The sequence below is a fragment of the Agrobacterium sp. genome (assembly GCF_032092815.1).
Lineage (GTDB): Bacteria > Pseudomonadota > Alphaproteobacteria > Rhizobiales > Rhizobiaceae > Agrobacterium.
In genome coordinates this window covers 1-20,588 of sequence record NZ_DAMDBP010000011.1, presented here as the reverse complement: position 1 = coordinate 20,588, position 20,588 = coordinate 1, and the positions used below count along the sequence as shown (strand labels likewise).

The following is a 20,588-nucleotide window of genomic DNA, read 5'->3' as shown; positions in this document are numbered from 1 at the left end:
GACGAATGCAGCTGAAAAAGGCCCTGGAGGAATGCAGCTTGGCCGCACTCGGCCCGCTTCGGGAAATCTCACCTGTCTGCCCGGCGTTCCATTGCATCGACCAACTCATTTCGTTGTTGGCAAAATTGCCCCTAGGATGGCACTGGGTGTGGAGGACCAGTGTAATGGCACGCAAGGATTTTGATCCCGAGACAGTCAAACCGGATGGTCGGCCACCGGCCAAAGGCACACTCTTTGATCCCGAAACGGATGGTCCGTGGCGAGGCTCGCTACCGGGGGAAATGTTGGGCTCACGGACAACTGTTCTCGCCTATGGCAATGATAAGCCGGGGTGAGGTCCACACCTTCACGTTCATCCCTATGATGAGACCTTCGTTATCATAGCGGGTCGCGCCCGGTTCTTCGTCGGAGATCAGGTGATTGAAGCAGAAGCTGGCGAAGCGGTTTTGGGACCCGCCGGCATTCCGCATCGGTTTATCAATCTTGGGCCGGGGCGATTGCAGACAATCGACATTCACCATTCACCGCGCTGGATCCAGACCGACCTTGAGTGAAAACCGCTTTCGCGGTTGCATCGCGGGAACCAATTTCACCTGATGTGGTTATGCCCAGCGTGAACCGGTTCTCTTTCGGTTCATCGCAGGCTGGTCAGCTTCGCGTGTCTTCATCTCTTTTTTGTTGGATTTACGCGAGGTCGATCTATGCCCAAAAACAATGCGCGCATCACGTCCGGTGACTACACATCCCTGGGCGCAACGCTCAGCGATGACGGCGTGAATTTCGCACTTTTCAGCGCCCATGCGGAACGCGTGGAGCTTTGCCTGTTCAGTGAGGATGGAAAAAACGAAATCGAGCGCATCGAACTTCCCGAATTCACCAATGAAGTCTGGCACGGCTTTGTCCCCAATCTCAAGGCCGGAACGCTTTACGGATACCGTGTCCACGGCCCTTATGACCCCACGAAGGGTCACCGCTTCAACGCCAACAAGCTGCTCGTTGACCCCTATGCCCGCGAAATTGTTGGCGACATTGCGTGGGGGCAAGCGCAGTTTGGTTACATCCTCGACAGTGAAGACAAGGATCTGTCATTCGATGAAACCGACAGCGCGCCCGCCATGCCCAAGGCACGCATCATCAATCCGCGTGAATACGACTGGGCGGGCGATATCAAGCCCGGCATATCCTGGTCCAAAACCATATTTTATGAAACCCATGTCAAAGGCTTCACGCAGCTGTTCTCCGCCTTGCCGGAGGAGGTGAGGGGCACATTCGAAGGCCTCGGTCACCGAGAAATCGTGGACTATTTCAAGAGCCTTGGCATCAGCTCGGTCGAGCTGCTGCCGATCCACTGGTTTCCAGATGATTCGCACCTGCTCGACAAGGGACTGAAAAACTTCTGGGGTTACAACACGCTTGGCTTTTTTGCCGCGGCACCCCGCTATTACGGGCCACGCGGCCTTGTCGGCTTCCGCGACATGGTCCGCGCTTTCCATGACGGCGGCATCGAGGTCATCCTCGATGTGGTTTATAACCACACAGCGGAGGGTAACGAACTCGGACCGACCCTTTCCTTCAAGGGCATCGACAATTTCTCGTACTATCGCACGATCCCCGATGAGGCGCGTTATTACATCAATGATACCGGCACCGGGAACACCGTAAACACCTCGCATCCCAGGGTCTTGCAGCTGATTACGGATTCGTTGCGCTACTGGGCCGAGGAGATGCATGTCGACGGTTTCCGCTTCGATCTCGGCACGGTGCTGGGACGCGAACCGGAAGGGTTTGATCAGCGCGGCGGCTTTTTCGATGCGGTTGGGCAGGACCCGGTGCTTTCCCGCCTGAAACTGGTTGGAGAACCCTGGGACATTGGCCCCGGCGGTTACCAGGTCGGCGGTTTCCCGCCCGGTTGGGCGGAGTGGAACGACAAATACCGCGACACCGTGCGCGAATACTGGAAAAATGAAGATGGCAGTGCCCCGGAATTCGCATCGCGCGTTCTGGGGTCAGCCGATATTTACGACCAGCGCGGCCGGCGTCCCTGGTCGAGTGTCAACTTCGTCACGGCTCATGATGGTTTTACCCTGCATGACCTGGTGTCCTATAATGACAAGCACAATGAAGCCAATGGCGAGGACAACAAGGACGGCCACAACGACAACCGCAGCTTCAACTACGGTGCGGAAGGCCCAACCGATAACGAGGACATCATTGCGATACGTGAGCGGCAAAAGCGCAATTTCCTGCTGACGCTTCTTTTCTCGCACGGCACGCCAATGCTGCTGGCAGGTGACGAATTCGGCCGCAGCCAGATGGGCAACAACAACGGATATTGCCAGGACAGCGAGCTGAGTTGGGTGCATTGGGACAACCTTCCCGAAAGCACGCATCAATTGCGCGAGTTCACCAGAACGGTCATTGCGCTGCGGCAAGACCACTCCATTCTCCGGCGCGACAGCTGGCACGATGGAACAGTGGTAACGTGGTATAATCCCGACGCAAGTGAGCGTGGCGAAGAACAATGGGCCGATGCGCGCAGCAGGACCATGGCACTGCGTTTGTCGCGACAGGATAGCGACGAAGAGGGCTGGAAAGACGTCCTGATATTGTTCAATCCCCATGACGCCGCTGTGCCCTTCACTTTCCCGCAAGCAAATGGCAAATGGACAGCGGTGCTGACCACGGCCGATCCTGATGCCAATGAACAGCAACTGGACGCCAACGAGTATGTGGTGGCTGATCGCAGCGTGGTTCTGTTGCGATCAGACTGACACATACGAGGGGGCCTGAACGGCTTAACCTGCTCAAACCGAAACTGTGTTCTGACCTCTATCAAGGTGGCGCATAAATTAACCTCGATCATAAGTTGCGGGTTATTAGCGATTGCGCATCTTGCACCTCTGCAACCAATCATGCTTCATACAGGGGGGTCTAGGGTCATCTGTTTATGCGTGGTTTGTTTCGTTTTGTTGTCGCCTGCGTGCTGTCTTCGGCGGTGCTTTCCAGCGCATCCGCTACAGAGAAAACATTTGGTCCTTTCACCGTTGATGACACAAAACCTGATGTCATTGCTCTAAATGGCGAGATTGACGTCAATTCGGGCCTGAACTTTCGCCGCGCACTTCAGGCCGCACCAAATGCAAAGCTGGTAACGCTCAACAGTCCCGGCGGCAATGTGCAGATGGGACTGCTGATTGCCGACGATATCCACCAGCGAAAACTCGCAACCTATATTTCTAAGGACAGTGAGTGTCTGTCCGCCTGTTCCTTTGTTTTTCTGGCCGGCGATAACGAAAGGTCGATGGGGCGCTGGGTGTTCATCAGCTGTCTTCGGATGCGCCTGATCTCGTTGGCGCACAACTTGCTATTTCCGACATCATCGAAGTTCTGAACAGGTTCGGCACGCCGATGGATGTGATGCACGTCATGTTCAAGACACCGCCGAATGACATGCATATCTTCAGTCGCGAGGAAATCGAGCGTTACAAACTCAACCGCAAGAGTGGAGACCAACTCTCTACGCCGGCTGTTATCGATGTTCCTGTCCCGACGTCGAATGCAATCGAAGACGACCGAACGGACCAGTTCGAACTATCTGAGGAAGACAACGCTGCTCCATCCGAGACATCTCAGCAGGCAAAGCTATCAACACTTGACCAGTTTACGCGACGCCCGAACCGAATAGCAGTCTATACTGGCCTTGATCTCTTCGGTGACGACATTTCTTCGACGCGCACCAAAGATGCCGGCGAATGCGCACAACATTGTCTGATGCTTGACGGCCAGTGCAAGGCGTTCACATTCAACGCGAACCCGAAAATAAAGCGTGGACCAAACTGTTTCCTGAAATCCAGCACCGGTCGTGCTGACGGTAACAGCGTTGCATTCTCCGGTCGTTTTTTGAGCGGCGCCGAGGCTAACCCGCCGGCCATCACACTCGGCACGATCGACCCGCAGTCAGCGCTGTTTGAGAATGTCGATTTGCCCGGCGGAGATTTGTCGCGACGCCCGCATTATGCTGCCAAAACCCCGCTGGATTGCCGCCTTGCATGTATAGATGAAAAACAATGCGTCGCATTCACCTACGTCAAGCCAAAGAACGAATGCTGGCTGAAGGCCGCCGTTGGAACACCGATGCGAGGTAAGGGCATGGTGTCAGGCTTGAAGAAGCTGGAAACATTCGAGCCAGCCAGAATCATAAGTTTGGACTAAATCTGCCTGTCTACCTCAACGTCCTGACGACCTTGCCGTCACTGAGGTTTTAAGCGGCAGTGAATCGAGCCTCCTTCAATGCGCAATCTTGCGTCGTTCGTCCATGTCGATATGGGAGTAGGTGCGTTTCATTGCATGTTCCTTGCGAGTGACAACCCATTGGTATCATTCGCAAGTCGCACTTCATCCTTGAACCCACCCGGCTACATATATAGATCACATAAGATTTCTTATGGAACTTTCAGGTGCCTGTCACCGCAACTGTTGGATTGCCGTTGTTTACAAGGCATGTTCCAAGCACATGTAAACAGTCAACCGTACCAAATTCATGCAACCTTCCTGGACTGTACGATTGCAACCGAGGTTTATGCAGCATACCGAACGGCACGAATGTCTTTGTGTGAGTGTACCTTGCAGCCGGTGATAACGGGGCTTTCGGCGCAGTGTCCGTACCGAAAGCCGTCAGCGAGCTGTTGGATGTGAGCCTTGTCAGCCCATTCTTTCGGAGGCGTAACTTCCGGGGCTTGCGGGAAAGACCACGGTTTTGTGGCCGTTCTGGAATACACGCTGGTGGATATGCGCATGCACGGCTCTGGCCAAAACCTGCGCCTCCACATCGCGTCCAATCGATACGTAGTCGTCGGGCGATTGCGCATGGGTTATGCGGGCAACATCCTGTTCGATGATCGGGCCTTCATCCAGATCGGCAGTCACGTAATGCGCCGTCGCACCGATCAGTTTTACCCCTCGTTCAAATGCCTGCTTGTAAGGATTGGCACCCTTGAAGGATGGCAGGAAGGAGTGGTGAATATTGATGATGCGGCCGGACATTTTTTTGCACACACCGTCCGACAGGATTTGCATATAGCGCGCCAGCACCACCAGCTCGGCACCTGAGTCCTCAACAATTGCCATCAGCCGCGCTTCCGCTTCCGGCTTGTTTTCCTTGGTCACCTTGATGTGGTGGAACGGGATATCATTGTTGACGATCAGCTTCTGATAGGTGAGATGATTGGACACCACGCCGACAATATCGATCGGCAATGCACCGATTTTCCAGCGATACAGCAGGTCATTCAGGCAGTGACCGAAATTGGACACCATCAGCAGAACCTTGGTGCGCTGGGCAGCATCATGGAACGCATATGCCATGTCAAAAGGCTTTGAAACCGGTTCAAAACTGCTGCGCAGGGTCTCGAGATCGGTTCCCAGTTCCGAACGAAATGTGATGCGCGTGAAGAAGTTTTCGGTCTGCGGATCATCAAACTGCGCAGAATCCGTGATGTTGCAGCCATGTTCCGCCAGAAAGGTAGCGATGGCAGCGACAATCCCGCGACGGGACTGGCATTGAACGGTAAGGACAAAATTCTCCACGCGGGAACTCCATGAAGTCATGATGGGATGGGCCGGCCGTCAGGCCGCAACAGTGAGGTGGGTAACAAGCAGATCGGTCAGCGACCGTTCCCAGGTGGTCGGCACCATGACCAGAAACCTGTTGGGCTCCAGACGTTCAACCAGAACGCCGACATGATGCAGAGACGTCTGTACGAAGGTACCTGCCGGGAAGGCAGTTTGCGAAAAGTCGAGGGCGATCACACGGCCCAGCAAACCGGCCACCCCCTCTCCTTCAAGCATCAGGCAGATACGCGCATCGGAAAGATCAAGCGCCACAAGATCCTGTGGCACCGATATATCAACCGGTGTTTCGGAGCGCACAAGCACACGATCCGGCGCAATGCGCCACGCTGAATTCCCACTGCCATGCACTGGCATGCGATAATCCGTTGGCAGTGACAGGCCTTGCGTCTTTAACGCCGCGTTGGCGGCGTCCGTGAATGTTTCCCATCCCGCCAATTGTGTGAGATGGCCAAGCGCGATCTCGGAGATCGACACGGCCTGTCCGTCACTGTTGAGACCACCAAGCGGAAGCTTATGTTTTTTAGCCATTTTGACGATGCCCTTCCGGATCGAAGAAGTGAGGAGAAACGACCTTGGCGCGCAGTGTTTGGTTGCCAACAAAATCAACGACCTGAATTGTTTCGCCGATCCGTTCCGGTCCCTTGGACAGCAAGGCCAGCGCGATGTTCTTTTTCAAAGCCGGTGAATAGGTTGTCGATGATACCCAGCCTTCGCCATGACCTTTCGCAGGGACATTCAATCCAAACAGCAGCGACCCGGCCCTTGCACCGTCGTCACCGACGATTTCCAGACCAACCAATGACGGGCGTGTTGCATCTTCCAGCACCACACGTTTGCGCAACACCGATCCGATGAAAGGTTTCTTGCTCGAGGCGAAACCTTCGAGACCTAGATCTTTCATGGTTGTGCGGCCCTCGATTTCGGCGCCGGCCACATGGCCCTTTTCAATACGAAGGGCACCCATCGCCTCGGTTCCATAGGGTTTGAGATGGTGCGGAGCACCCGCTTCGATCAACGCGGCCCAGACAGTTGGGCCGGATTTGGCAGGGATGTAGATTTCATAGGCCAGTTCACCGGAATAGCTCATCCGATGGAGACGGCACGGCACACCGGCAATCGTCACATAGGTCAGGTGATTGTTTGGCAGAGCCTCCTTGCTCAAATCCGCACCGGTCAGCGCCGTCAGGACAGCCCGTGACTTCGGACCGGCAATGGCAATGGCCGCCCACTGATCCGTCACGGTTGTCACATGCACCTTGAGATCACGCCATGCCGTCTGCAGCAGGAACTCGGCCTGTGCCAGAACCTTGGCGGCATTGGCTGTTGTGGTCGACATGAAATAGTCGTTCTCACCCAAACGCGCCGTCGCACCGTCATCAAGAACAAAACCGTCTTCTCGCAGCATGACACCGTAGCGCAGGCGACCGATTGGCAATGTCTTGAAACCGTTTGCGTAAACGCGGTTGAGAAATTCCGCCGCATCCGGGCCCTGCACGGCAATCTTGCCAAGCGTCGACACGTCGACAATGCCAACATGGTCACGTACGTGCGCTGCTTCACGGATATAGGTGTCACGCAATGTCTCGCCCTTTGCCGGATAATACCAGGGACGAAGCCAGGCGCCCGCTTCGATCATCTCGGCACCATTTTCCATGTGCCAGTCATGAATGGTCGACAGGCGCGTCGGGCGGAAATGCAGGCCATGATCGTGAGCAACGATCGCGCCGATGGCAACCGGCGTATAGGGCGGACGGAAGGTCGTTGTTCCAACCTTGGGAATGTCCATGCCTCTCAGCGCTGCCATTCTTGCCAGTGCATTGAGGTTGGAGGTCTTGCCCTGGTCGGCAGCCATGCCTGATGTCGTGTAGCGCTTGAGATGCTCGACCGAGACATAACCTTCCAGATGCGCCTGATCGATATCGGCAAGTTTCACATCATGCTGGAAATCGATAAAAGCCTTGCCCGGCGTTGTGCCATCAGCCTTGGTGATAACGGTGGTCGGCGACAGATCGCGACCCCAGAAATCACCGCCATCGGCCACGGTATCGACCTTGCCAGCGTCACCTCCGGTATCGTAGCCCTGTGCTATCGCTTCAGCGGTTGAGACAGCAGCAACCAGCGATCCAACGCTGGTGACGGTTGGTTTCTGTATCGGCAGAAACGCGTCGAATTCTGGACGGTATTGCGGTTTGCCGAAGCGCTGGCTCCACAGATGCAGCGCCGGAGCCCAGCCGCCGGATGTTGCGATCAGATCGCATTTGATTGCAATCTCACGGCCAGATGCCCGACCATTGGGGTCGGCAGGCACGATGCGAGCACCGCGCACCTGACCACGGCCTTCTGCCTTTAGCAGGCCATAACCGAGCCGAAGCTCTACGCCCGCAGCCTTGGCGCGGCTGGACAATGCCTCCGGAATGGTTCGGCGAAGGTCACAGAGCGTGATCCTGGCGCCGACCTTGGCGAGATCGATGGCGGTGCTATAGGCACTGTCATTGTTGGTCGCGACGACGATAGTCTCGCCGGCCAGGACGGCGTAACGGTTGAGATATTTCCGCACGGCCGATGCCAGCATCACACCGGGAACGTCATTGCCGGCGAAAACCATCGGCCGTTCAATGGCACCGGTGGCAAGAATTGCCCGCTTGGTGCGCACCAGCCAGTAGCGCTGGCGCGGTTTGCCCGCTTCCGGAACCAGCAGATGATCCTGAAACCGTTCGACCAGACCAAAGACATCACTGTCATAGGCACCAAACGCCGTTGTGCGGCTGAGCACCTGCACATTGGGCATGTTCTTGAGTTCGGCCACAGCGTTGCGAAGCCAAGTATCGCTTTCACCACCGGCACCTTCGCTCAGCAAAGAGCCACCGAGTTCGTGATCCTGTTCAACCAGCATCACCTTTTCGCCCTTGCGGCCTGCGGCCAAGGCTGCGGCAAGTCCGGCCGGGCCTGCCCCGACGATCAGCACATCACAGAAAGCATTGATCTTTTCGTAGTGATCCGGATCGTCAAGTGTTGTCGCCTTGCCCATGCCGGCGGCATTGCGGATGATCTTTTCGCAGGCCATCCAGAAGCCGGTGCCTTTGAACGGGCCGATAAATGTCTTGTAATAGAAGCCGGCCCCAAAAAAGCGCGACAGGGCACCGTTGACCGCCCCGATATCAAACTGCAGGCTGGGCCATGCATTTTGCGGCGTCGAGATCAGGCCATCGAACACCTCGACCATCGTTGCCTGAGCGTTGGGTTCGTGGCGAGCGCCGTCACGCAGATGCACGAGGGAGTTGGGTTCTTCGACACCGGCTGCCATCAGGCCGCGTGGGCGGTGATATTTGAAGCTGCGTGCGGTGATTTTCTGGCCACCGGCCAACAGGGCTGAAGCCAGACTGTCGCCGGGGTGAGCGGCAAAGGGCTTGCCATCGAACTGCACGGTAACCTTGCGGCTGCGATCGATGCGTCCGCCGGAGGGAAGTCTGCGCGCTGTCATGCCGCCACCTCGCGGGCAAGATAACTTGCCGAAATCTCATGGGTCAGCGTATCACGCTCCACCACCACCCATTGACGGCAGCCGGTCACATGGTGCCAATATTCCTTGTGCGGACCGCGCGGATTGTCACGCATGAACACATAATCGAGCCAGGCCTTGGGATCGCTCTCGTTCATGTCAGGCCGGCGGATCGTCGCATCGGAGCCATAGGTAAACTCCGTTTCGTCCCTCAGCCCGCAGACGGGGCAATGAATTCTCAACATGATGGAACCTCAATGGGCGTTGGGTTGCGGGCCTGCGCCCTTTTCGTCGATCTGGTAGCCGCGTTCGAAACGCTCCAGCGTGAATTCGGCGTTGTCGGGGTGCGGTTCGCCCTTGGCGATTGTCCAGGCAAAGCAGTAACCGGAGGCCGGTGTCGCCTTGAAGCCGCCGTAGCACCAGCCGCCATTCAGCCAGAGACCCTCCACCGGCATCTTGCCGATGATCGGCGAGCCATCCATCGACATGTCCATGACCCCGGCCCAATGACGCAGCAGCCGCAGCCGCGACAGCGACGGCATCAGCGCCTTGGCACTGTGCAGCGTATGCTCGACAATCGGCAGACCACCACGCTGGGCATAGGAGTTGAAACCGTCGAGATCGCCGCCGAGCACCAGTCCGCCCTTGTCGGACTGGCTGATGTAGAAATGCGCTGCACCGAAGGAGATGACGCTGTCGACCAGTGGCTTCAGCGGCTCGGTGACAAAGGCCTGAAGTACATGGGTTTCGATTGGCAAACGCAGGCCGGCCTTTTCCGCCAGATGGCCAGTATGACCGGCAACGGCAAGCGCCACCTTCTTGGCGCGGATCGGGCCACGGGTTGTCTCCACACCAACGATTGCACCATTATCCCAGATATATCCGGTCACTTCGCATTGCTGGATCAGGTCCACACCGTGCTGGTCTGCGCCACGCGCAAATCCCCAGGCAACCGCGTCGTGACGGGCTGTTCCGGCCCGTGACTGGTAAATGGCACCATGGATCGGGAAACGGGCACTGGGCGAATAGTCGAGGTAGGGCAGTCGGCGCATCACCTCGGCCCGGTCAAAAAGTTCAGCATCGATGCCATTCGCACGCATGATGTTGCCGCGGCGGCGGGCAGCATCCATCTGCCCTGGAGAGTGGCAGAGATTGTACTGGCCACGCTGCGAGATCATCACATTGTAGTTCAGATCCTGGCTCAGGTTCTCCCAGAGCTGCATCGAGCGCTCGTAGAACATCGTATTGCCGGGCATCATGTAGTTGGAGCGAACGATCGTGGTGTTACGACCGGTATTGCCACCGCCAAGCCAGCCCTTTTCGATCACCGCGACATTGCGAATGCCGTGCTCCTTGGCAAGGTAATAGGCCGTTGCCAGGCCATGGCCGCCACCACCGACGATGATCACGTCATAGCTTGGCTTCGGCGCCGGGTCGCGCCAGGCGCGGGTCCAGTTCCGGTTGCCACTCAGGCCGTGGCGTAAAATAGACAGGGCAGAATAATGACTCATGCGATCTCCTCGCGGTAATCGGTACTTTCGCGCACCACCTTGAGCACTTCGTCATTGCTCAACAGGCCGCGTTCTATGGCTAGGTCTATGAAAGGGCGGCGCTCTATGGCTGATGCCTGCACAAGGCGGGATACCTCGGCGTATCCGAGCTTGGGCACAAACACGGTGGCCAGTGCCGATGATTGCATCAGGTTTTTGAGCGACTGTTCTTCGTCGGCTTCTATGCCGGCGATGCATTTGTCTGCGAAGATGCGCGAGGATTTGGCCAGCAGCTCGATGGAATCAAACAGGCGCGAGGCAATGACCGGTTCAAAATGGTTGATTTCCAGCTGGCCCTGAAGGGCCGCCAGCGACACCGCTGCATCATTGCCGACCACCGCAAATGCCACTTGCTGCATCATCATCGGCAGGACAGGATTGACCTTGCCTGGCATGATTGAAGAGCCCGGCTGTACCGAAGGTAACCTCAGTTCACCGACACCGCTGTTGGGACCGGATGACAGGATGATCAAATCAGATGCGATCTTGCCGATGACCTCGCCACAGATACGGATTTCCGATGAAACCCGCGCAAAGGCATCGGCATTCTGCATGGCATCAAACATGTCATCGCCGGGGCGTACATCCGCGCCGACGATTGCCTTCAAATGCCGATAGACGGCTGAGCGATATCCCGGCGCTGAACCCAGGCCCGTACCGATTGCCGTGCCACCCAAAGGCAGAACGAGCATGTCTTCGCGCGCCTGCGAAAGCTTGTTTTCCAGACGCCGGATGGCGGCGGCATAACCACCAAAAGCCTGACCCAGCCGCATGGGTTGGGCCGCCTGCATGCAGGTGCGCCCAATCCGCAAGACATCTGCAAATTCAGTGGCCTTGACCTCGAGACACGCGGCAAGATGACCAAGCGCCGATATCAGTGACGAAGCCTTGTCATAGACCGCCAGTTTGACGGCAGCGGGCAAAACATCATTGGTGGACTGCCCGGTATTGACGTGATCATTGGGGTGAATGCGGCGATAATTGCCCGGTTCATCACCCAAGACCTGCAAGGCACGATTGGCGATCACCTCATTGACATTCATGTTGATCGACGTGCCGCCAGAGCCCTCCAGCAGATCGACAATGAACTGGTCGGAATGCAAACCGCATTCGATTTCTTCTGCAGCCCTGTCGATGGCCTGCGCCACATCGCGCGGCAATATGCCAATGTCGCGATTGGCGGCAGCAGCGGCGCGCTTGATTTGCGCGAGCGCCTTCAGCAATTCCGGGGCATCCCCCAATTTGTGAAAGGAGATGTCGAAGTTTTCCTGCCCACGCAGCGTCGCGACCCCATACAATGCGCCGCAGGGTAACTCGCGCGCTCCCAGGCTGTCTGTGTCGGTTCTGGTATTTGGCATGGAGGTTCCAAAGTCCGTTCGTGTGATGCCGCAGCATCGCAAACTCCAGGAACCATTTGAACTGAATAAGCGAGACTTAAATTAATTCACTTATTGGCATTAATTCATCTAATAGTATGGGCGAGCTCGTTGCAAAACCGCTGTGAAGATTTTTATGTCGGACACATCAAAACGGCGGAGCAACACATGCTGGCAAAGATCGCATTCATCGGTACTGGCGGGACGATTGCGTCCATTGGCACAGACCAGTTTGACCTTCTGGATTATAACGCCAGTCAGCAACGGCTCGATGCGGCAGCGCTGATCAAGCGGATCGGCATTCAGGGAACCATCGCCGATATCAGCCCGGTCAATTTCCGTCAGATCGACAGCACGGCAATTACACCAGTTGACTGGGCAGATCTGGCAGACCTCTGCTGCCAGCTGGCTGACGATAGCAGCCTGCGCGGCATCGTGATTGGCCACGGTACGGCGAGCCTCGAAGAAACCGCATGGGTTCTGTCACTGGTTCTGGACCTGAAAATTCCTGTCATCCTGACCGGATCGATGCGGCCTCTGACCGGAGTTTCGACCGATGCCCATGCCAATCTGGCCGCGGCAATCCGTGTGGCGATTGCGCCCGCAACCGGACCCGGCGTGTTTGTGGTCATCAATGACGAAATCCACGACCCGAAAACGGTCACCAAAACCCACACGTTGCGACTGGGTGCCTTTCAGTCTCCCTGGGCTGCTCCGATCGGATATGTCGATGGAACCGAAGTCAGGTTTCAGCAGGTAAAAAAACGCAGGAATAAATCCTTCGCACGCGATCTGCTGCGTGAAACGCCACGCGTGGATATCAGCTATAGCCATGTCGGCGCTGATGGATGTGCGATAAATTCCTTTGTGGCGGCAGGCGCAAAAGGCATTGTTTCTGCGGGTTTCGGGCCGGGAATGGCAACACCTGCAGAAACGGCTGCATTACATGAAGCGGTAAAAGCTGGCGTTGTTGTTGTGCAATCGTCCCGCACCGGTGCGGGGCTGGTGGTCGATAGCGCCCACCATCAAAGCCTTGGCATTATTGCCGGCGGCGATATCAATCCCCAGAAAGCCCGCATCCTTTTGTCACTTTGCCTGGCCGCTGATTGCAGTCACGGTGACATTGCAGAGGTGTTTCACTCGCTCTGATCGCCCTCGAGAAACGGCGGTTTCCAGATCATCTCACCCGCCGTTTCGGCGAGCCACGGAATGTGGCTGACGATCAGTGGCAATGTGTGCTTTACCAGCATCTGACGGGCCGCTTCCGCCACCCGTGGCCCCAATGTGTCAAACTCGCCGCGTCTGGTTACCAGTGTCAATTCGCGGGAAAATCCGGGGCTTGGCAGTGGCAGTACCGAAAGTGCCGGCATGTGAATGGCGCCCTGAACGAGGCAGAGAGGCGTGGTGATGGCCACGCCAACGCCACCGGCGACCATTGCAAGCAGCGAGTCCGAGGTGTCGAACGACAACACCTGCGGGTGCTCGATGCGCAGTCGCCTGAGATGGCGCTCGACCTGCATGCCCATATGCGAGCGTGAACTGTAGCGAATGAGCCGGTGTTCAAACAGCAGATCCCTGAGCGGCTGGTTGCGCAACGTATCCCCCCAGGCAACCGGCGCAACAAGGACAAATGGCTCCCGGTAGAGCGGGAACCGCATCATCTCATCCAGCTCTTCCATCGGATCCGAGGTGATTGCCGCATCGATATCGTGGCGCATCAAGGCGTCGGTGTGTGAGTGCGCAAGGCCTGAAAAGGCCGCCACACGCAGCGCAATCGCCCCCTCCATCAGGTCGCGGATCAGCACCGGACCAACCGATGAGGCAAAGGTATCGACCATGCCCAATCGCAGGTCCTGTCGTTCAGGCCGCCTTGCCGTCGCCCTCACCTCTTCAATCGCCCGCTCGGCACGATTGGCAATTTCCCGGATATGGGCCACCAGCACCCGCCCGGCTTCCGTTGCAACAAGCGGGCGCCGGTCGCGGTGAACAAGCGTCACCTCGACTTGCGCTTCAGCGCGCTTCATGGCTTGAGAGACCGCTGATTGGGTCATGCCCAACTGCGCGGCAGCAGCGCTCATGCTGCCCTGCTCGATCACGGTTGCGGCAATTTCCAGGGCGTGCAAATCCGGTAGTGGCATCCGCTTAGTTTACCCGAATTAATCTTTGTCAGTAATATGACTACTACTCGTAAATCTCCATTGAAGCAACGGCTGCAATTGGAGACATTCCCTTCACATCAGCTTTCCTAGTCGCAACGACAAATGCAGACGACACCGATGCTTGAAAGTGATGCAAACAAACTGGTCAAAAAGGGGAACGAAATGTTCAAACTGAAAGCAATCTTTCTGGCGACAGCCTTCGCTTGCGTCGGTTTTTCCGCATCGGCACAGTCCTGCGGTGATGATACCTTGTGCAAGGTAAAAGAAGCAGGTGTTCTGAAGATTGGCACCAAGGACGACTACGTGCCCTGGTCCTACCGCGCCTCCGATGGCAGCTTCAAAGGCATGGAAGTCGATATCGGCAAAAAAATCGCCGAAACCCTTGGCGTCAAGGCCGAATTCGTCAAGGTGACCTCCGCAAACCGTTTCGAATTTCTGGCGCAGGGTCAGATCGACCTGATGATCGCCTCCGCGTCTGACACTGCCGAACGACGCAAAGTGGTCGCTTTCGTTCATCCGAATTATTATTCGTCCGGTTACACGCTTCTGCTTCCCAAAGCCGTGACGGCAACGGAGTGGTCGCAGCTCGCTGACCAGACCGTCTGCGCCGTACAAGGCGCCTGGTACAACAAGCCAGCACAGGAAGAGCTGAAACTGAAGGTTCTGGCCTTTGCCGGTACTGCGGAGACCGAAGCTGCGATGACGCAAGGGCGCTGCATCGGCCTGCTTGAAGACGACAATCAGATCAACGTTCGTCTCTCCAACCCGAAATGGGCCGAGTACCAGAAACCACTGTCGAGCCAGGCAGACACCCCATGGGGCATGGCGGTACGCCAGAATGACCAGTTTGCGCCGTTCGGCCTGTCAATTTCCGGCATGATCTCCGAAATGCACCGCGACGGCACCCTGCTCGCCCTCGAAAAAGAGCATGGCATCGCAAACTCAGCCTTCCTCATCAAAATGCACGATGCTCTGAAAGATCACATCAACTGATCCTTGAACCGTAAACAGTCCGGGGCGCAAATGCTCCGGACAGCACTGAGGATTGGGCTGTGATTACAGAGATCCAGACATTTTTTCGCGATCTGGCGGCATCGGGGATCAATCTCACGATCTTCTACGACGCCTTCGACTTCGACCGGTTTACCACCGGTCTTGGCAATACCTTACTTCTGATCCTGGTCAGCGCATTTTTCTCCATCGTCATCGGTGCGGCCTGCGCCGCAATCCTGTCCCTGACAACGGGATGGCCGACAAAAATCATTCGCGGTTACGTTGCGCTGTTTCGCAACACGCCATTGATCGTGCAGATGTATTTTTTCTACTTCGCGATCGGCAGCATCATGCCGGTGGGGCGCAGTGAGATAGGTCTGCCGCAGCCCTTGATCGGCAGTTTCAGCTGGGCGGTAATTTCGCTGTCACTCTATTCCGGCGCGTTCAATACCGAGACGTTTCGTGCCGGTGTCGGTGCTGTCCATGGCTCGTATCAGGAGGCCGCTTTTGCACTTGGCTACAACAAACGCCAGGCATTCTTTTCTGTTACCGTGCCGCTGGCGTTGCGTTTTTCCTTTGCGTCTCTCGCCAACAATCTGGTCGACCTGACGAAAGCAACGACTGTCGCCTATGCCGTTGGTGTCGCTGAACTGCTTTACGTGTCCAACCAGATCTGGTCCGATTCCCTCAACACCATTGAAATGATGAATGTGATGCTGGTGATCTACCTGATCCTGACCGGAGCCGTCGTCGTCATCATCAACAGGGTCGAAGCCGCCATGCGCCTGCCCGGCTTTGGACTTGGAGACGGACAATGAACCAGACCAGCATTCTTCCCCAGATTCTCGAATGGATGCCCTTCGTTCTGCAAGGTTTTGGGCTGAACATTCTCATGAGCCTGATGGCAATCGCCATTGGCACGGCCATCGGTACATTTATCGGCTTTGGCCAATTGTCACCCAATGTGGCGGTCGGGGCGCCGTCAAAGTTTGCCACACAGCTTTTCCGCAACGCACCTTGGCTCGTCCTTCTGTTCTACTGCATATTTCTCATTCCCTATCAGGTGAACATTGCAGGCATGACCATACAGCTGCCGAGCTGGCTGCGAGCAACCATCGGCTTTTCGTTTCCGGTCGCGGCCAATTTTTCCGAAATCGTGCGTGGCTCGGTCAACTCGGTGCCACGTGGACAGTGGGAAGCCGCCGAGGCACTGGGTTACAGCCGCCGCGCCACCCTGTTCCGGATCATCCTGCCCCAGTGCATCACACGCATGGTTCCGCCATGGATGAACCTCTACGCCCTGCTGCTGACCGCCACACCCCTGTCGATGATCGTCGGTGTCGAGGAAGCGCTAGGTCGTACCCAGGCAGCTGTGCAAGCCCAGAGCGACTCCCGGGTGCTGATCCCGATGTATCTCGCTCTTCTCACGATGTTCTTTGTCTACACATGGCCGATCAATCGACTGTCGTTGATGCTCGAACGCCGCTTCCGCACAAAATGAGGTGCTGACATGACTATTAATTCGAATGCGAAGCCATTGATTTCTCTTCGTGGCGTCCGCAAGTCCTTCGGCACGTTTGAGGTACTTCGTGGCATCGACATGGATATTCGCAAGGGCGAGGTCGTGGCGATCATCGGCCCATCCGGTTCCGGCAAGTCAACGATCCTACGCACCATCAATGGGCTGACGCCGATCAATGAAGGCACCATCCAGGTTGGCGACATCAATGTGAGTGACCCCAAGCTCGATCAGGTCAAGTTGCGTCATCGCGTTGGCATGGTGTTTCAGCAATACAATCTGTTTCCGCATAAAACCGTTCTGGAAAATGTCGCCATGGCACCAATTCAGGTGCTCAAGCAGCCGCGCAAACAGGTGGAAGAACGGGCCCGCAAGCTGTTGTCCGACATGCGCCTGCCCGACAAGGCAACGGCCTATCCCGGCGAACTGTCCGGAGGTCAGCAACAACGTGTGGCCATCGCCCGCGCACTTTGCATGGAGCCGGAGGTCATCCTGTTTGACGAGGTAACAGCGGCGCTCGATCCGGAGATGGTCAAGGAAGTGCTGTCAGCCGTTCGCAAAGTCGCAGAAGACGGCATGACATGTATCCTCGTGACGCATGAAATGGGCTTTGCCCGCGAGGCTGCAGACCATGTCTATTTCACCGACAAGGGCGTGATTGTCGAACATGCACCGCCGACAGATTTTTTCACCAAGGCCAGCGATCCACGCACCAAAGAATTCCTGTCCAAGGTGCTGTGATGTCGAGGGTCATCGATGGGAAACTGTTTGCGCTGCGACTGCGTGAATTCATAGGCCAGCAGGTTGCGATCATCAAAGCCGAGCACGGCATTGTACCCGGCTTGGCAACCATATTGGTGGGACAGGATCCGGCTTCCGAGGTCTATGTGCGCAACAAGGCGCGCCAGACGATTGAAGCCGGCATGGCATCGTTCAAGCATACGCTGGATGCCACCACATCCGAGGCAGAACTGCTGGGTCTGATTGCGGAACTGAACGCGAATGACGACGTCCATGGCATTCTCGTTCAATTGCCACTGCCCGCGCATATCAGTGCCGAGCGGGTGATCAACGCGATTGATCCGCGCAAGGATGTCGATGGTTTCCATGTGTCCAATGTCGGCATGCTGGGGACCGGCCAGCCGGCCATGCTGCCCTGCACGCCACTCGGCTGCATGATGTTGCTGCGCGAGCAGTTTGGTTCATTGACGGGCAAAAACGCTCTGGTGGTGGGCCGCTCGAACATTGTTGGAAAACCCATGGCGCAACTGCTTCTGGCCGATGACTGCACTGTCACCATTGCCCATCGCTACAGCGAAAATCTCGAAGAGCATTGCCGTAGAGCTGATATTCTGGTGATGGCGGTCGGCAAACCCGAGATGATCCCAGGCTCATGGATCAAACCGGGCGCGACGGTGATCGATGTTGGCATCAACCGCGTTGAGCGCAACGGCAAACCAACTCTGGTTGGTGATGTTGATTTTGCTTCCGCATCGGACGTCGCCGGTGCGATCACGCCGGTCCCCGGCGGTGTTGGCCCCATGACAATTGCCTGTCTGCTGTTGAACACACTGACGGCATTCTGCCGTTTGAATGGCATGCCTGAACCGGTTGACTCTGGCCTTTCACTGATCGATCAGATCGGAGTGGTCAGGGAGTTCAAAAAAGCTGGCTAATTTTGAATTGCGCAATTGTCTGGCCTGATTTCGACGACAAAAAGAACCCGTGATTTAACGCCTGTTTGTCGATGACGAAACGCCAATTGATGTTGGCGACAGCATCGGCCGCAGCAACATTTGATGATGATGACGCCTCCAGTGACAGGATCGTTGCGATCTCGGATGACGTGTCTGCCACCGGCTGGCTCTGGTTGACGCGCGATGATGCAGCCGCATCAAGTCATGGAAAACCCCGGCCGCTTCTTACCGGCCGGGGTCATTTAATCCAATCATCACCCAATCAATAATAGGGCGACTGGCAGGTCGCACGATAACCAACGCGCGGCACATAGGTATTGTCATAGGCCCGGTATGTCCGGTAACGCGCCGAGCACCACTGATAGTGACGCGGGTTGATGCCGGCCGCTGCCGGGCGCGAATTGCTGATAGCACCGCCAATCACTGCCCCTGCTCCGAATGCTGCCAGCGGATACCACCAACCATCGGAATGACGACGATATCCGTGGCGATATTCACGGTAGCCGCGGTGTCCACCATACCAGCCTCGGCGGTCGTGGCGGTCGTATCGGCGAAAATCGCGGTGATCACGCCTGATGTAGCGGTGGTCGCGACGGTACTGAACATTTTCCACGTCTTTCTGGTCGGAGACTGCCGGCTTCATCACGGTCATTGGTACTGCGGATGCAGGAATGACTGATGTCATCACGGTAACAGCAGACAATGCTGCAATCAAAGTTCTCTTAAAAAGCATCTCGTTCTCCCTGGAATTACGTGACCCAAACTACCCCCGGATAAATATGGTTCCACACAATATATACTTTATAACGTCTAATTGTGTCACATTACGGTGAATGCTTGCGTGCAACCGATTGTTATACTGGATTGGTTTTCGAGATATTATGGATGATCTGCAGAGAGTATCATCAGACGCTTTGACGCCGCTGGTGCAGAAGTGAACAGGTACATCCCCAACCGCCGTCCGTATGGATAGAAGGCCGAATTTCTCGAAAAAATTGGCTATGTCGGCTGCCGATGCCAGCCATAAAGGGAAGCCGCAGACGGCAACTGAAATCTGCGCGGCAGCGCGTCGCACAAATGTCTACGCCTGTCGCCCTTCCTGCCTGATGTGAAGCGCATGTCACGCTGTTTTTCCAAGATGATACACTTCAAATCGTGTCTGCTATCAATCAGTTAACCCTAGTTCCGGTTTCCTGATGATTGTCCGTCTGATGAACAATGCACTGGCGACTTTTGTGTCAAAAGCTGCTCTTAGCGGACCATGCAGAAGCGTAGGGACATTGGATTGATGGCAAACCAACATGCCATATCGTAATTCTAGAAGCAAAGAAGCTTACTCCCAGCAGCTCGTCAGCCTTCTAAAAGTTGCTGTTTTGATGGGGCTATTCGTTGGCTGCTTGTGGTTTGTTTTATTTTTGCTGACGCGGCAATGGCACCTTGCCTACGCTGTAGCCCTGTTGGCGGTTGCAATTTTGCCGTGCTGGATGATTGGCATCAGAGGGTATTTTTCCGCCGGGCTGATGCTGGCGCAGCTGGTTTGCACGATTTTCGTGGTGCTATTTTCACTGCTCTTTGACGTGTCGAATGGCGCTGCACCTCGCAGCACGCATGTGTTTCTGCTGGTCATTGCATTTGCCGGTTACATTAATTATCGGCGCAAGGATGACTGGTATCAAGCACTGCTCATTGTGCTCAGCCTGTCGGCTTTTGTTGTTCTTTCCAGCACCAACTATGCAATCCCAACTGGCTACCTCATGCCGGATGAGATCCGCACTTACAGTGCGTGGTCCAATTACATCGTTGCTACAGCCATGCTTGGTGGTGGCTTGGCCTTCATGAACCTTGAGGTTTCGCGTGACGCGAAACTGGGGAGAGAATTACGCCTCGCCCTGTGGAACGAAGAACTGGAATTATTCTATCAACCGCAAGTGGGATATGGCGGCCGGATATCAGGCGCAGAGGCTTTGATACGTTGGCGCCATCCCAAACGGGGCTATATCCCGCCTTCTGAATTCATACCCGTCGCGGAGCGTTTGGGCCTCATGCCCAAGGTGGGAGAGTGGGTGATTGCGCAAGCGTGCGAGAAACTGTCAGACTGGAAAGACCGTCCAGTTCTCATGTTTGGATGCCCCTTTCGATGCAAGGACTTTTTTGACCGCTGGAG

At 56.1% G+C, this 20,588-nt stretch carries 19 protein-coding genes and 1 pseudogene; 12 read left to right on the top strand and 8 right to left on the bottom strand.

Annotated features, from left to right (window positions below):
- Window positions 1-164: 164 nt before the first annotated feature.
- The 5 genes and pseudogenes from RT613_RS08665 to RT613_RS08645 all read left to right on the top strand — a co-directional run bounded on the left by RT613_RS08665 (window position 165) and on the right by RT613_RS08645 (window position 4,212).
- Window positions 165-335, top strand: coding sequence for a hypothetical protein (locus RT613_RS08665; RefSeq protein ID WP_313614595.1), 171 nt, complete (start codon window positions 165-167; stop codon window positions 333-335).
- A 21-nt stretch (window positions 336-356) separates the two neighbouring features.
- A pseudogene (locus RT613_RS08660) lies at window positions 357-554 on the top strand (cupin domain-containing protein); the annotation flags it as partial.
- 147 nt (window positions 555-701) lie between these two features.
- Window positions 702-2,771 (top strand): glycogen debranching protein GlgX, encoded by a 2,070-nt coding sequence (gene glgX, locus RT613_RS08655; protein WP_313614594.1) that lies wholly within the window; start codon window positions 702-704, stop codon window positions 2,769-2,771.
- A 224-nt stretch (window positions 2,772-2,995) separates the two neighbouring features.
- Window positions 2,996-3,391, top strand: coding sequence for a hypothetical protein (locus RT613_RS08650; RefSeq protein WP_313614592.1), 396 nt, complete (start codon window positions 2,996-2,998; stop codon window positions 3,389-3,391).
- Window positions 3,392-3,426: 35 nt separating this feature from the next.
- Window positions 3,427-4,212, top strand: a complete 786-nt coding sequence (locus RT613_RS08645) for a PAN/Apple domain-containing protein (protein WP_313614591.1) — start codon at window positions 3,427-3,429, stop codon at window positions 4,210-4,212.
- A gap of 489 nt (window positions 4,213-4,701) precedes the next feature.
- Here the strand turns inward: RT613_RS08645 and purU are convergent, their stop codons facing one another.
- From purU to RT613_RS08615, 6 genes are read right to left on the bottom strand one after another with little or no spacing between them, the layout of a single operon-like run.
- A complete protein-coding gene (gene purU / locus RT613_RS08640) occupies window positions 4,702-5,586 on the bottom strand; it encodes a formyltetrahydrofolate deformylase (RefSeq protein ID WP_313614590.1) in 885 nt (294 codons plus the stop codon).
- A 39-nt stretch (window positions 5,587-5,625) separates the two neighbouring features.
- Entirely contained in the window at window positions 5,626-6,159 is a 534-nt protein-coding gene (locus tag RT613_RS08635; RefSeq protein WP_313614588.1) for a hypothetical protein, read from the bottom strand.
- Entirely contained in the window at window positions 6,152-9,112 is a 2,961-nt protein-coding gene (locus tag RT613_RS08630) for a sarcosine oxidase subunit alpha family protein (protein ID WP_313614586.1), read from the bottom strand. Before RT613_RS08630 ends, RT613_RS08635 begins: the two co-directional genes overlap by 8 nt.
- Window positions 9,109-9,375, bottom strand: coding sequence for a sarcosine oxidase subunit delta (locus RT613_RS08625; RefSeq protein WP_250984067.1), 267 nt, complete (start codon window positions 9,373-9,375; stop codon window positions 9,109-9,111). The genes RT613_RS08630 and RT613_RS08625 overlap by 4 nt, the downstream gene beginning before the upstream one ends.
- Before the next feature lie 9 nt (window positions 9,376-9,384).
- Complete coding sequence (locus RT613_RS08620; protein WP_313614584.1) at window positions 9,385-10,641, bottom strand: sarcosine oxidase subunit beta family protein; 1,257 nt, start codon at window positions 10,639-10,641, stop codon at window positions 9,385-9,387.
- Window positions 10,638-12,038: an aspartate ammonia-lyase gene (locus tag RT613_RS08615; RefSeq protein WP_313614582.1), complete on the bottom strand. Its 1,401-nt coding sequence runs from the start codon at window positions 12,036-12,038 to the stop codon at window positions 10,638-10,640. The genes RT613_RS08620 and RT613_RS08615 overlap by 4 nt, the downstream gene beginning before the upstream one ends.
- 186 nt (window positions 12,039-12,224) lie before the next feature.
- Here RT613_RS08615 and RT613_RS08610 point away from each other — a divergent pair, with 186 nt between their 5' ends.
- Window positions 12,225-13,205 (top strand): asparaginase, encoded by a 981-nt coding sequence (locus tag RT613_RS08610; RefSeq protein ID WP_313614580.1) that lies wholly within the window; start codon window positions 12,225-12,227, stop codon window positions 13,203-13,205.
- On the opposite strand, the gene RT613_RS08605 is transcribed toward RT613_RS08610, so the two are convergent.
- Entirely contained in the window at window positions 13,193-14,194 is a 1,002-nt protein-coding gene (locus tag RT613_RS08605; protein WP_313614579.1) for a LysR family transcriptional regulator, read from the bottom strand. The two genes, RT613_RS08610 and RT613_RS08605, sit on opposite strands and share 13 nt — an antisense overlap.
- 183 nt (window positions 14,195-14,377) lie before the next feature.
- Between RT613_RS08605 and RT613_RS08600 the strand changes: the two genes are divergently transcribed.
- Genes RT613_RS08600 through folD form a run of 5 tightly spaced genes read left to right on the top strand, consistent with a single transcriptional unit; the run spans window position 14,378 to window position 18,403 of the window.
- Window positions 14,378-15,208 carry a transporter substrate-binding domain-containing protein gene (locus RT613_RS08600; RefSeq protein ID WP_313614578.1) on the top strand — a complete coding sequence of 277 codons (831 nt, stop codon included), beginning with the start codon at window positions 14,378-14,380 and terminating at the stop codon, window positions 15,206-15,208.
- 59 nt (window positions 15,209-15,267) lie between these two features.
- A complete protein-coding gene (locus tag RT613_RS08595; RefSeq protein ID WP_313614576.1) occupies window positions 15,268-16,026 on the top strand; it encodes an amino acid ABC transporter permease in 759 nt (252 codons plus the stop codon).
- Window positions 16,023-16,709, top strand: a complete 687-nt coding sequence (locus tag RT613_RS08590; RefSeq protein WP_313614575.1) for an amino acid ABC transporter permease — start codon at window positions 16,023-16,025, stop codon at window positions 16,707-16,709. Before RT613_RS08595 ends, RT613_RS08590 begins: the two co-directional genes overlap by 4 nt.
- A 9-nt stretch (window positions 16,710-16,718) precedes the next feature.
- The gene (locus RT613_RS08585; RefSeq protein WP_313614574.1) at window positions 16,719-17,468 is read left to right on the top strand and encodes an amino acid ABC transporter ATP-binding protein; all 750 of its coding nucleotides are present in this window, start codon (window positions 16,719-16,721) and stop codon (window positions 17,466-17,468) included.
- A complete protein-coding gene (gene folD, locus RT613_RS08580; protein WP_313614572.1) occupies window positions 17,468-18,403 on the top strand; it encodes a bifunctional methylenetetrahydrofolate dehydrogenase/methenyltetrahydrofolate cyclohydrolase FolD in 936 nt (311 codons plus the stop codon). The genes RT613_RS08585 and folD overlap by 1 nt, the downstream gene beginning before the upstream one ends.
- A 283-nt stretch (window positions 18,404-18,686) precedes the next feature.
- On the opposite strand, the gene RT613_RS08575 is transcribed toward folD, so the two are convergent.
- Window positions 18,687-19,157 (bottom strand): BA14K family protein, encoded by a 471-nt coding sequence (locus RT613_RS08575; protein WP_313614571.1) that lies wholly within the window; start codon window positions 19,155-19,157, stop codon window positions 18,687-18,689.
- 568 nt (window positions 19,158-19,725) lie between these two features.
- Between RT613_RS08575 and RT613_RS08570 the strand changes: the two genes are divergently transcribed.
- The coding region (locus RT613_RS08570) for an EAL domain-containing protein (RefSeq protein WP_313614570.1) at window positions 19,726-20,588 on the top strand (863 nt) is incomplete at its 3' end.